Below are 12329 nucleotides of genomic sequence, written 5' to 3'. Positions count from 1 at the left end.
ATGAACAGCCCACTACGACGCCTGTCGACCCCCACGCTATTGAGCCTCGCTGTCGCGCTCGGCCTCAGCGGCTGTGCCGGCCTGCCTGATCAACGCCTTGCCAATGAAGCCCTGAAAAACGGCGACACTGCATTGGCGGAGCAGAACTATCGGCAGCTGGCGGACCTGGGCTACAGCGACGCGCAAGTCGGCCTGGCCGATATTCAGGTGAATACCCGCGACCCGGCGCTGCTCAAGCAGGCCGAGGCCACTTACCGCGCCGCCGCACAGACTTCGCCACGGGCACAGTCGCGCCTCGGTCGCCTGCTGGCGGTCAAGCCCGATGCCACTGAGGCCGAGCATCGCGAAGCCGAAGAGCTGCTGAAAAAAGCCTTCGCCAACGGTGAGTCGGGCACGCTGATACCGCTGGCCATGCTGTATCTGCAATACCCGCATACCTTTCCCGAAGTGAATGCGCAGCAGAAAATCAGCCAGTGGCGCGCTGCCGGCTATCCAGAAGCCGGTCTGGCGCAAGTGCTGCTGTACCGCACTCAGGGCACCTACGCCGAGCATCTGGATGAAGTCGAAAGCATCTGCAAACAGGCGTTGTCGGCCACCGATATCTGCTACGTCGAACTCGCCACGGTCTACCAGACTCGCGGCCAGACCGAGCAACAGGCGGCACTGATCGCGCAACTGAGAAGCGCACACGCTGCCGGTCGCGTCAACGCTCAGCGAGTCGACAGCGTCGCCCGCGTACTGGGCGATTCCACTATCCGAACGCCTGACGAAAAGACGGCTCAGCAATTGCTCGAAGAGGTTGCGCCGGGTTACCCGATTTCCTGGGTCACGCTGGCCAAACTGTTGTACGACTTCCCCGAACTGGGTGACGTCAACAAGATGATGGAATACCTGAACAATGGTCGCGCGGCCGATCAGCCACGCGCAGAACTGCTGCTGGGCCGTCTCTATTACGAGGGCAAATGGGTTCCGGCAGACGCGGTCAAGGCCGAAGAACACCTGAAAAAAGCCACCGCAACGGAAATCTCTGCCCATTACTACCTGGGGCAGATCTACCGTCGTGGCTACCTGGGCCAGGTTTACCCGCAAAAAGCCGTGGACGAGCTGCTGACCGCCGCACGTGGTGGCCAGAACAGCGCCGATTTCGCGCTTGCGCAACTGTTCTCGCAGGGCAAGGGCACGCTGCCCGACCCGGTCAACGCCTGGGTCTTCGCCCAGTTGTCGCTGGCCAGTGAAACCCCGCAAGCCACTGAGCTTGCCCAGGCAATGAGTACCCAACTGCCGCCTGAAAAGCTCGCCACTGCCAAAGACCTGTTGGCACGCGAGCAAAAAGTCCGGGGCGCTTCCGCCACTCAGAACGCGATGGCGATGCAGGCCCTGCAAGAAGAAAAAGACGGTGAGGAAGCACTATGAAGTTGAATCCTTTGATGGCCGCCGGCATGGGCCTTGGCTTCACCCTGTTCTGGGCCTGCCCGACGCTGGCAGCGCTGACCGAACAACAGAATTTCGGTATCGAAATCAAAGCCACGGCGCAGGCCGAGGATGATCGCGATCTGGGCACCCGTTCGGGCGGCGACGTCAACGGTGTGGGCCTGGACCTGCGCCCTTGGGTCTACGGTGAGCGCGGCGACTGGAGCGGCTACGCCATGGGCCAGGTGGTCACCGCCACCGACACCATTCAGACCGACCCTCTGGAGCAGAGCAACAGCGACGGCAGCGGCACGCAAACCTCGCGTGGCACGGCCAGCGAGCGCGAAGTCGAAAAATCCTACGCGGCACTGCGAGAATTCTGGATCGGTTACAGCGGCTTCACGCCTTATCCGGGCGAGATCCTCAAAGTCGGTCGCCAGCGCCTGCGCAATGACGACGGCCAATGGCACGACACCAACATCGAAGCCATCAACTGGAACTTCGACACCACCCTGCTGCGTGCCGAACTGGGTGCTGCCCAGCGTTTCAGCGAGTACCGCACCGACCTGACCGAACTGGCGCCCGACGATGAAGATCGCAAGCATCTGTTCGGTTCGGCCAGCTACCAGTGGACACCTGGCCACTGGGCCGGTGTGCGCGCTCACTACAGTCATGACGACGGCAAACTCAAGTCGCAGGGCGAGCAGCTGGACGATCTGGACAAGACCTCCAACGGCAACCTGACGTGGCTGGGTCTGCAGGCTGACAGCGATGCTTACAATTATCGCAACACCACCCCGCTCAACTACTGGGGCAGCCTGACCTGGCTGAACGGCACACGCGACGAAATCGGCGTGACCTCGGCTGCCAATGACCAGTTTTTTGCCGGCGAGAAAAACAGCCGTGACATGAATGGCTGGGCCACCGACCTGGGCCTGCGCCTGCGTCTCGACCCGCAATGGCAAGTCGGCGCCGCCTACTCGCGCGCCAGCAAGGACTACATTCAGAACGGTCTGGAGAGCAACCGCTCGAACTGGACCGGCACCCGTTCGCGCATCCATCGCTTCGGCGAGGCGTTCCAGGGCGAAATGGCCAACGTGGAAACCGGCTCGCTGTTCGCTTCCTGGCAGATGAACGAGGAATACGACGCGTCGCTGATCTACCACAAGTTCCGTCGTGTCGATGGCAACACCGGTATCGGCGGTTCGGGCATCAACGCAGTGCGTGAAAACGGCGACAGCAACACGTTCAGCTCGCTGCCGCTGGAAGACGGGCGCAAGGACCTGGGTCAGGAAATGGACCTGGTCGTGACCAAGTACTTCAAGCAAGGCCTGCTGCCCGCCTCGCTCAGCCAGTCTTTCGACGAACCTTCGGCACTGGTGCGCTTGCGCGCAGGTGTCTTCAAGCCCGGCGACGCGTATCACAACGGCGTGGATGAATACATGCACCGCGCTGTTGTCGACGTCATCTGGCGCTTCTGATGCGAACCGCCAAAGGAGTGCCAGAGATGAACAGCCATGCAAGCAACGGGCGTAGCCGCAACTGGCCGCACGCTCTGCTCGAAAGTGCCCTGCTGACCAGCGCTCTGCTGATGGCCAGCAGCGTCGCGCTGGCCAACGCGCCTGCCGTACCCGAAGCACCGAAGGCACTGGTTAAAGAGTTGCACCAGGCCAAGACCTACACCATCACCAGCCCGCCGACCGGGCCGCTGGAAATGGCCAAGCCGGTGCTCCCCGACTTGAGCGGTTACACCACCGAGGCGGCGCTGAAAAAGATTGCGCGCAACAAGCCCGGCAAGATCACCGTCGCGCGGATGATGGAAGAAACCGGCCTGAAGGAATTCATCGGCGGTGACAACAAGATGGCTGAATGGGTGGTCCGTCAGAAGGGCATTCCGCAGGCAATCATGATTTCCGACGGCTACGTGAACCTGCAGGATCTGGTGAAAAAGGTTCCCAAGCAGTTTCTGAGTGAAGTGTCGCCCGGTGTCTACGTGGCGCGCCTGCCGATCCTGGTCAAGGAGACCGGGATCTTCGAGATCGACAGCAAGACCAAGGAATTGCGTCTGTCTCAGGAAAAGGGCTCGTTCATCGTCAGCGAAGGCAAGATGCTGATCACCAACACCTCGGTCAACGCCTGGAGTGAAACCCGCAACGGTCTGGCGGCCTACCGCACCCCCGACGAGTTTCGCCCGTTCGTACTGACCTGGGGCGGTTCGGAAACGTGGATCGCCAAGACCAAAATGGCGAGCATGGGTTACAACCAGAGCAAGTCCTACGGCGTCAGTATTTCCCAGTACACGCCCAACACCGCGAAGGTTCTCAAGCGTGGCGAGCCGACCGGCTGGATCATCGACTCCGAATTCGCGGACATGTGGTACGGCTTTTACTGCTACGAAACACGTGACTTCGTGGTCAAGGGCAATACCTACCGCGACAACATCGTGTACGGCATTGACCCGCATGACCGCTCCCACGGCCTGATCATCGCCGAAAACGACGTTTACGGAACCAAGAAAAAGCACGGGATCATTATTTCCCGGGAAGTGGACAACAGCTTCATCTTCCGCAACAAAAGCCACAACAACAAATTGTCCGGCGTGGTTCTGGACCGTAACAGCGTCGGCAACATCGTCGCCTACAACGAGATCTATCAGAACCACACCGACGGCATCACTCTTTACGAAAGCGGCAACAACCTGCTGTGGGGCAACCGTGTGATTGCCAACCGCCGTCACGGTATCCGCGTGCGCAACAGTGTGAACATCAAACTGTACGAGAACGTGGCCATGGCCAACGGCCTGATGGGCGTCTACGGCCACATCAAGGACTTGAACGATACCGACCGCGACATCGAGCTCGACCCGTTCGACGCTCAGGTGTCGCTGATCATGGTCGGTGGCGAACTGTCCAGCAATGGCTCCGGTCCGCTGTCCATCGACTCGCCATTGAGCGTCGAGCTGTATCGCGTCTCGATGCTGATGCCCACCAAAGAGGTCGGTATCAGCCTCAACGGTATCCTCGGTGAGCGTCAGGACGAAATTCTCGACCTGCTGGTTCGCCAGAAAAAAGCCGTATTGATCGACCCCGTCGAAAGCCAGACCGAGCTGCGGGAATGAGGAAGGGTATTGTTATGCACGCACATCTGATCAAGCTGTTGAGCCTGTCCAGCCTCACCGCCGCCTTGATGGCCGCCGCCGGTGTCGCTCGGGCAGACGACGCACAAGCGCCGACGTTCAAGGCCGAGCCTTGCTGCAGCCTGTGCCCGGCCGCACACGACGCAAAAAACTACACCACCCGCTACCAGCAGAACTTCACCACGCTGGTACAGGCTCAGGGCGACTGGCTGTTCCGGACGCAGGAAGACCTGCGCACCGAGTTCGACACCACGCCGGGCGGCTACCGCCGCATGAAAGAACTGCACGATGCGTTCAAGAGCAAGGGCGTCGAGCTGGTCGTGGTTTATCAGCCGACCCGTGGCCTGGTTGATCGTAACAAGCTGTTCCCGGCCGAACGCGACAAGTTCGACTACGACAAGGCGCTGAAAAACTATCAGGCCATGCTCGGTCGCTTCAGCAAGATGGGTTACTGGGTGCCGGACCTGTCGCCGTTGACCAACGAACAGCAGGCACACGACTTCTACTTCCGCGGCGACCAGCACTGGACGCCATACGGCGCACAACGCACCGCGAAAATCGTTGCCGAGACCGTTAAAAAAGTACCGGGCTACAGCAGCATTCCGAAACGTGAATTTGAAAGCCATATTTCAGGACGCATGGGCAAGACAGGCACTTTGCACAATATGGCCGGGCAATTGTGCGGCACCAGCTACGCGGTGCAGTACATGGACCAGTTCACTACCGAGCCCAAGGGCGAGGCTGGCGACGGCGACCTGTTCGGTGACGCCGGCAACCCGGAAATCACCCTGGTCGGCACCAGCCACAGCGGCAAGAACTACAACTTTGCGGGCTTTTTGCAGGAATACATGGGCGCCGACGTGTTGAACGTGGCGTTCCCGGGTGGTGGTCTGGAAGGTTCGATGCTGCAGTACCTGGGCAGCGAAGACTTCCAGAAACGTCCGCCGAAGATTCTCATCTGGGAATTCTCGCCGCTGTATCGCCTGGACCAGGAGACCATCTATCGCCAGATGATGGCGCTGCTCGACAACGGCTGCGAAGGCAAGCCTGCGGTCATGAGCGCCAGCACTACCTTGAAGCCGGGCAACAACGAAGTGCTGGTCAACGGCAAGAACGGCATCAAGGATATTCGCAATGGCAGCAACCAGATCGATATCCGCTTTGACGACACGTCGGTGAAAACCCTCCAGGCCAGACTCTGGTACATGAACGGTCGCCACGAGGACCTGAAAATCGAGAAGCCGGAAACTTCCGATACCGACGGACGCTTCGCCTTTGAATTGCGCGAAGACGAGGATTGGGCCGACCAGCAACTGCTGGCACTCGAAATCCAGGGACCGGAAGCAGGCACGGCACCGCAGAAAGTGGCTGCCAAAGTATGCAAACGCAACGTGTTCCCGAGCGCTGCGAAACACACCGCTCAAGCTGGACTATGAGGTGACTTATGCAGACTCCGAAACTGATACGCCCTACCCTGCTGTCGATGGCAATTGTGTCATCGATGGCCTGGGCTACGGGTGCGTCCGCCGCACTGGTTCCACCCAAGGGCTACGATGCCCCGATCGAAAAGATGAAGACCGGCGATCACAATTTCACCTGTGAAGCCATTCCCAAGCCTTACACCGACAAGCTGGTTTTCCGCAGCAAGTACGAAGGTTCGGACAAGGCGCGCGCGACACTCAATGCAGTGTCCGAAGAAGCTTTTCGTGACGCGACCAAGGACATCACCACCCTTGAGCGTGGCGTCAGCAAAGTCGTCATGCAGTACATGCGTGACGGTCGCCCGGAACAGCTCGATTGCGCGCTGAACATGATGACCACGTGGGCAAAAGCCGATGCGCTGGAATCCCGCGAGTTCAACCACACCGGCAAGTCCATGCGCAAATGGGCACTGGGCAGCATGTCCTCTGCTTACCTGCGCTTGAAGTTCTCCGATTCGCACCCGTTGGCCAATCGCCAGCAGGACGCGCAGATCATCGAGGCCTGGTTCAGCAAGCTGGCCGATCAGGTGGTCAGCGACTGGAGCAATCTGCCGCTGGAAAAAATCAATAACCACTCGTACTGGGCTGCATGGTCGGTGATGTCCACCGCTGTCGTGACCAACCGCAAGGACCTGTTCGATTGGGCGGTGAAGGAATTCAAGGTCGCCGCCAATCAGGTGGACAAGGACGGCTACCTGCCTAACGAGATGAAGCGCCGTCAACGTGCGCTGTCGTATCACAACTACGCCCTGCCGCCGCTCGCGATGATCGCAAGCTTCGCTCAGGCCAATGGTGTTGATCTGCGTCCGGAAAACAATGGTGCGTTGAAGCGTCTGGGTGACCGTGTGCTGGCCGGAGTCAAAGACCCTGCATCGTTTGCGGAGCACAACGGTGAAAAACAGGACATGACGGACCTCAAGAAAGATCCGAAATTTGCCTGGCTCGAACCGTACTGCTCGCTCTACACCTGCAGCCCGGATGTGCTGGAAGAGAAACACGAAAAGCAGCCGTTCAAAACCTTCCGCCTGGGCGGTGACCTGACCAAGGTCTACGACCCGACCCATGAAAAAGGCGACAAGGGCGACAACGACGGCTCCTGATTCACCGTCGTTATCTGTAGGAGCGGGCTTGTCCGCGAAGACATCTGCCCAGGCGATGCATCCATAAAGACGGATCTCGCCTGGCCAGCTTCGCCGAGAAGCTGTGAAGCGATTTACCCCCCTGTTTCAACGGGGGGTTTGGGGGGGCTTTGAGCCCTTGACTGTTGGACAAACGGAGAGATCAGGATGGTTTTCTCATCCAACGTGTTCCTGTTCATGTTCCTGCCGATCTTCCTCGGCTTGTACTACCTGAGCGGGCAACGCTATCGCAATCTGCTGCTGCTGATTGCCAGCTATATCTTCTACGCCTGGTGGCGTGTGGACTTCCTGGCGCTGTTCATCGGCGTGACCGTCTGGAACTACTGGATCGGCCTCAAAGTGGGCGCAGCAGGTGTGCGGACCAAACCGGCACAGCGCTGGCTGCTGCTCGGCGTAATCGTAGACCTGTGCATTCTGGGCTACTTCAAATACGCCAACTTCGGCGTGGACAGCATCAATGCGGCCATGACCTCGATGGGCCTGGAACCGTTCATCCTGACCCACGTGCTGCTGCCGATCGGGATCTCGTTCTATGTCTTCGAGTCCATCAGCTACATCATCGACGTGTACCGCGGCGATACCCCGGCCACTCGCAACCTGATCGACTTCGCGGCATTCGTTGCGATCTTCCCGCACCTGATTGCCGGGCCCGTGCTGCGTTTCCGTGATCTGGCCGATCAGTTCAACAACCGGACCCACACGCTGGACAAGTTCTCCGAGGGCGCCACGCGATTCATGCAGGGCTTCATCAAGAAAGTGTTCATCGCCGACACCCTGGCCATTGTCGCCGACCACTGCTTCGCCCTGCAGAACCCGACCACGGGTGATGCCTGGCTCGGTGCGCTGGCCTACACCGCGCAGCTGTATTTCGACTTCTCCGGTTACAGCGACATGGCGATTGGCCTGGGCCTGATGATGGGTTTCCGCTTCATGGAAAACTTCAAACAGCCTTACATCAGCCAGTCGATCACCGAGTTCTGGCGTCGCTGGCACATCAGCCTGTCCACCTGGCTGCGTGACTACCTGTACATCACCCTGGGCGGCAACCGTGGCGGCAAGGTCGCGACCTATCGCAACCTGTTCCTGACCATGCTGCTGGGCGGTCTGTGGCACGGTGCCAACGTCACCTACATCATCTGGGGTGCCTGGCACGGCATGTGGCTGGCCATCGAGAAAGCGGTCGGCATCAACACCAAGCCTTACAGCTTCAATGTGATCCGCTGGGCTCTGACCTTCCTGCTGGTCGTGATCGGCTGGGTGATCTTCCGCTCTGAAAACCTGCACGTGGCCGGCCGTATGTACGGTGCCATGTTCAGCTTCGGCGACTGGCAGTTGTCCGAACTCAACCGCGCCAGCCTGACCGGCCTGCAAGTGGCAACGCTGGTAGTGGCTTACGCGACCCTGGCGTTCTTCGGCCTGCGTGACTTTTACCAGAACCGTGAAAAAGACAGCGGCAAGAGCGCCAGGGCCGACGGTCCTGCGACCGAGCAACCGGGCACCATCAAGGCCGTACCCGGCGACGCACCTGGCAGCCTGCACCTGCCCGGCTACACCGTGGGCAGCGAAGCTCAGGTGCAACCGGCCTACTGGGTCGCCGACTGGCCACGTTACGCCATGCGCGCACTGATCCTGCTGCTGTTCGTGGCATCGATTCTCAAACTCTCGGCGCAAAGCTTCTCGCCGTTCCTTTACTTCCAGTTTTGAGGAGCCTGACATGACCCGTTCATTACGAATCCTCTACATCGCCATCTTCCTGGGCATTCTGCTGATCCTCGGAGCCTGGTCGCTGCGCAGTTTCAGCAACTTCTCGACCTCGGCCGAGACCACCGTGCTCAACGGTAAATGGACCAAGGCTGCGGAAACCCATTACGACGATGAGTTTCCGATCAAACGCCTGGGCACCAACCTGTGGGCGGCGCTGGACTTCAAACTGTTCAACGAAGGTCGGCCCGGCGTGGTGCTCGGCAAGGACCAGTGGTTGTACACCGATGAAGAGTTCGATGCGGTTGCCAATGGCGAGCAGAACGAAGCCGACAACCTGGCGCTGATTCAGGGCGTGCGCGACGCCCTGGAAAAACAGGGCAGCAAACTGGTTCTGGCCATCGTTCCGGCAAAAACCCGTCTGTACCCGGAGCACATCGGTGACAACAAGCCGGCCAGTCTGCACGCCGACCTGTATCAGCAGTTTCACGCTCAGGTTGCCAAAGCCGGCATCTTTGCACCGGACCTGCTGGCACCGCTGCAAGCCGCCAAGCAACAGGGCCAGGTTTTCCTGCGCACCGACACGCACTGGACGCCGATGGGCGCCGAAGTGGCCGCGCAGCGACTGGGCGCCGCCATTGCCCAGAAAGCCCCGCTGGAAGGCGAACCTGAACAGTTCGTCACCCAGGCTATCGAAACCGCTCCTTACAAAGGTGACCTGACCACGTTCCTGCCACTCGACCCGCTGTTCAGCAATCTGCTGCCCAAGCCTGACGAGCTGCAGAAACGCAGCACTGACCCGGTAGCAGGCGAAGCGGCAGGCGGCGATGCCCTGTTCGCCGACAGCGACGTGGCGGTCGGCCTGGTGGGCACCAGCTACAGCGCCAACCCCAACTGGAACTTCGTCGGTGCCCTGAAACAGGCGCTGCGCAGTGACGTCGTCAACTACGCCGAAGACGGCCACGGCCCGATCCTGCCGATGCTCAAGTACCTGCAGACCGACGCCTTCAAGAACACCCCGCCGCAAGTGGTCATCTGGGAATTCCCGGAGCGCTACCTGCCGGCACACAACGACCTTGGCGAGTTCGATCCCAAGTGGATCGCCGAGCTGAAGAAATCGCGTGACACCCAAGAAAACGTGGCACTCAACGCCAAACCATCCGAGTCGCCCAACCGGGCGCAAAACTGAGAGGACTGACTCATGACTTCCAACAACACTGCACACCGTTCGGCCACCAAACGCCTGTTCAAAACCTGCGCACTGGCTGCAGGCCTGGGCCTGATGTCGCTGCCAGCGTTCGCCGGTGACTCCGCCCTGTACGGCCCGACTGCACCGAAAGGCTCGACCTTCGTGCGCGTTTACAACGCCAGCAGCGCAGAAATCAGCGCCAGCGTTGGCAACACCAACCTCAACGAAGTCGCACCACTGGGCAGCACTGCGTTCAGCTTCATGCCGCAAGGCGACTACACCGCCAAGCTGGGCAGCCAGAGCGTGCCGGTGAAACTGGCCAGCGATCACTATTACACCCTGGTCAACAACGCCAGCGGCAAACCGCAACTGGTTGAAGAGCCACCCTTCAAGAACAAGCAAAAATCCCTGGTTCGCGTTCAGAACCTCAGCGACAAGTCACTGACCCTGAAAACTGCAGACGGCAAGACCGAAGTGGTCAACACCGTAGCGGCCAAAGGCACCGGCGAGCGTGAAATCAACCCGGTAAAAGTCAGCCTGGCGCTGTACGACGGCGACAAGAAAGTCACCGATGTGAAACCTGTGGCGCTGGAGCGTGGCGAAGCCGCCGTGCTCTACATCACCGGCAGCGGCAGCAGCCTCTCGCCAGTGTGGGTCAAGCCACCGGTCGCAACCCGCTAAACGGATTATGCCGGTCGGTTCGCGGCAGTTGCCGTGAGCCGATCGACGCGGAACAAGAAAAAGACAGAAACGACAGAAACGACAGACATCTCGTACAGCCCAAATTGAATGCTATTGGAGAAACAAAATGATTCCAGTGATCTTGTCAGGCGGTAGCGGTTCGCGACTCTGGCCGCTTTCGCGTAAACAATTCCCTAAACAGTTCCTGGCACTGACCGGCGAGCACACCCTGTTTCAGCAAACGCTGCAACGTCTGGTGTTCGAGGGCATGCAGGAGCCTATCGTGGTCTGCAACAAGGACCACCGTTTCATCGTCAACGAGCAACTGGCTGCGCTGAACCTGGAAACCCAGGCCATCCTGATGGAGCCGTTCGGCCGCAACACCGCGCCGGCCGTCGCGCTGACCGCTATGAAACTGGTCAATGAAGGCAATGACGGCCTGATGCTGGTGCTGCCTGCCGACCACGTCATCGAAGACCAGAAAGCCCTGCAACGCGCACTGGCGCTGGCAACCGTCACTGCCGAACGTGGCGAAATGGTGCTGTTCGGCGTGCCGGCCAACAAGCCTGAAACCGGCTATGGCTACATCAAATCGACCGCCGATGCCCTGCTGCCGGAAGGCGTCAGCCGCGTGTCGCAGTTCGTCGAAAAGCCTGACGAAAAACGCGCCAAAGAGTTCGTCGAAGCCGGTGGTTACTACTGGAACAGCGGCATGTTCCTGTTCCGCGCCAGCCGCTTCCTGGAAGAACTGAAAAAGCACGACCCGGACATCTATGACACCTGCCTGCTGACCCTTGAGCGCAGCGTGCAGGACGGCGACGCGCTTGAAATCGACGCCTCTACCTTCGCCTGCTGCCCGGACAACTCCATCGACTACGCGGTCATGGAAAAAACCCAGCGCGCCTGCGTTGTTCCGCTATCGGCTGGCTGGAGCGATGTCGGCTGCTGGTCGTCGCTGTGGGAAGTCAACGCCAAGGATGCCCACGGCAACGTCACCAAGGGCGACGTGGTCATTCAGGACAGCCGCAACTGCATGATCCACGGCAACGGCAAACTGGTGTCGGTGATCGGTCTGGACAACATCGTGGTCGTCGAAACCAAAGACGCGATGATGATTGCCCACAAGGACAAGGTTCAGGGCGTCAAGCAGATGGTCGCCACTCTGAATGAACAGGGCCGCACCGAGACTCAGAACCACCTTGAAGTGTACCGTCCGTGGGGCTCTTACGATTCGGTGGACATGGGCGGCCGCTTCCAGGTCAAGCGCATCTCGGTCAAGCCGGGCGCGTGCCTGTCGCTGCAAATGCACCACCACCGCGCCGAACACTGGATCGTGGTATCCGGCACAGCGCAGGTGACCTGCGACGAGAACGTGTTCCTGCTCACCGAAAACCAGTCCACCTACATCCCGATCGCCTCGGTCCATCGCCTGCGCAACCCAGGCAAGATCCCGTTGGAAATCATCGAAGTGCAATCGGGCAGCTACCTGGGCGAGGACGATATCGAGCGTTTCGAAGATATCTACGGTCGCTCGAATGCGCTGGAAGCGGGTGTTAAGACACAGACGATTGCTCGCTGACAGACGCTTTTAG

Annotated in this window: 9 protein-coding genes; all 9 read left to right on the top strand. The window is 59.8% G+C overall.

Annotation, left to right across the window (positions count from 1 at the left end; genetic code table 11):
- The 9 genes from algK to QRN38_RS09590 all read left to right on the top strand — a co-directional run bounded on the left by algK (window position 1) and on the right by QRN38_RS09590 (window position 12316).
- Window positions 1-1413 carry an alginate biosynthesis TPR repeat lipoprotein AlgK gene (gene algK / locus QRN38_RS09630; protein WP_057419171.1) on the top strand — a complete coding sequence of 471 codons (1413 nt, stop codon included), beginning with the start codon at window positions 1-3 and terminating at the stop codon, window positions 1411-1413.
- Window positions 1410-2891: an alginate export family protein gene (locus QRN38_RS09625; RefSeq protein WP_005615404.1), complete on the top strand. Its 1482-nt coding sequence runs from the start codon at window positions 1410-1412 to the stop codon at window positions 2889-2891. The genes algK and QRN38_RS09625 overlap by 4 nt, the downstream gene beginning before the upstream one ends.
- Window positions 2892-2917: 26 nt before the next feature.
- The gene (algG, locus tag QRN38_RS09620) at window positions 2918-4528 is read left to right on the top strand and encodes a mannuronan 5-epimerase AlgG (RefSeq protein ID WP_005764147.1); all 1611 of its coding nucleotides are present in this window, start codon (window positions 2918-2920) and stop codon (window positions 4526-4528) included.
- Window positions 4529-4542: 14 nt separating this feature from the next.
- The gene (locus QRN38_RS09615) at window positions 4543-5982 is read left to right on the top strand and encodes an alginate O-acetyltransferase AlgX-related protein (RefSeq protein ID WP_011103482.1); all 1440 of its coding nucleotides are present in this window, start codon (window positions 4543-4545) and stop codon (window positions 5980-5982) included.
- Between the two features lie 8 nt (window positions 5983-5990).
- Complete coding sequence (locus QRN38_RS09610; RefSeq protein WP_005764151.1) at window positions 5991-7127, top strand: mannuronate-specific alginate lyase; 1137 nt, start codon at window positions 5991-5993, stop codon at window positions 7125-7127.
- 186 nt (window positions 7128-7313) lie between these two features.
- Entirely contained in the window at window positions 7314-8870 is a 1557-nt protein-coding gene (locus QRN38_RS09605; protein ID WP_005764153.1) for an MBOAT family O-acyltransferase, read from the top strand.
- 10 nt (window positions 8871-8880) lie between these two features.
- Entirely contained in the window at window positions 8881-10056 is a 1176-nt protein-coding gene (locus tag QRN38_RS09600) for an alginate O-acetyltransferase (RefSeq protein WP_057419172.1), read from the top strand.
- 12 nt (window positions 10057-10068) lie between these two features.
- A complete protein-coding gene (locus tag QRN38_RS09595) occupies window positions 10069-10737 on the top strand; it encodes an alginate O-acetyltransferase AlgF (protein ID WP_003376052.1) in 669 nt (222 codons plus the stop codon).
- A gap of 127 nt (window positions 10738-10864) precedes the next feature.
- Window positions 10865-12316: a mannose-1-phosphate guanylyltransferase/mannose-6-phosphate isomerase gene (locus QRN38_RS09590; protein ID WP_007244046.1), complete on the top strand. Its 1452-nt coding sequence runs from the start codon at window positions 10865-10867 to the stop codon at window positions 12314-12316.
- Window positions 12317-12329: the final 13 nt, after the last annotated feature.

Origin of the sequence: Pseudomonas sp. CFBP2511 (assembly GCF_030209255.1) — a bacterium.
Classification (GTDB): domain Bacteria; phylum Pseudomonadota; class Gammaproteobacteria; order Pseudomonadales; family Pseudomonadaceae; genus Aquipseudomonas; species Aquipseudomonas avellanae.
The sequence above is the reverse complement of the archived record's forward strand: the minus strand, read 5'-3'. Positions and strand labels throughout refer to the sequence as shown.

Excerpts from the sequence above, each read along its gene's own strand:
- algK (WP_057419171.1), top strand. The coding sequence starts at position 1 with ATGAACAGCCCACTACGACGCCTGTCGACCCCCACGCTATTGAGCCTC.
- QRN38_RS09625 (WP_005615404.1), top strand. The coding sequence starts at position 1,410 with ATGAAGTTGAATCCTTTGATGGCCGCCGGCATGGGCCTTGGCTTCACC.
- algG (WP_005764147.1), top strand. The coding sequence starts at position 2,918 with ATGAACAGCCATGCAAGCAACGGGCGTAGCCGCAACTGGCCGCACGCT.
- QRN38_RS09615 (WP_011103482.1), top strand. The coding sequence starts at position 4,543 with ATGCACGCACATCTGATCAAGCTGTTGAGCCTGTCCAGCCTCACCGCC.
- QRN38_RS09610 (WP_005764151.1), top strand. The coding sequence starts at position 5,991 with ATGCAGACTCCGAAACTGATACGCCCTACCCTGCTGTCGATGGCAATT.
- QRN38_RS09605 (WP_005764153.1), top strand. The coding sequence starts at position 7,314 with ATGGTTTTCTCATCCAACGTGTTCCTGTTCATGTTCCTGCCGATCTTC.
- QRN38_RS09600 (WP_057419172.1), top strand. The coding sequence starts at position 8,881 with ATGACCCGTTCATTACGAATCCTCTACATCGCCATCTTCCTGGGCATT.
- QRN38_RS09595 (WP_003376052.1), top strand. The coding sequence starts at position 10,069 with ATGACTTCCAACAACACTGCACACCGTTCGGCCACCAAACGCCTGTTC.
- QRN38_RS09590 (WP_007244046.1), top strand. The coding sequence starts at position 10,865 with ATGATTCCAGTGATCTTGTCAGGCGGTAGCGGTTCGCGACTCTGGCCG.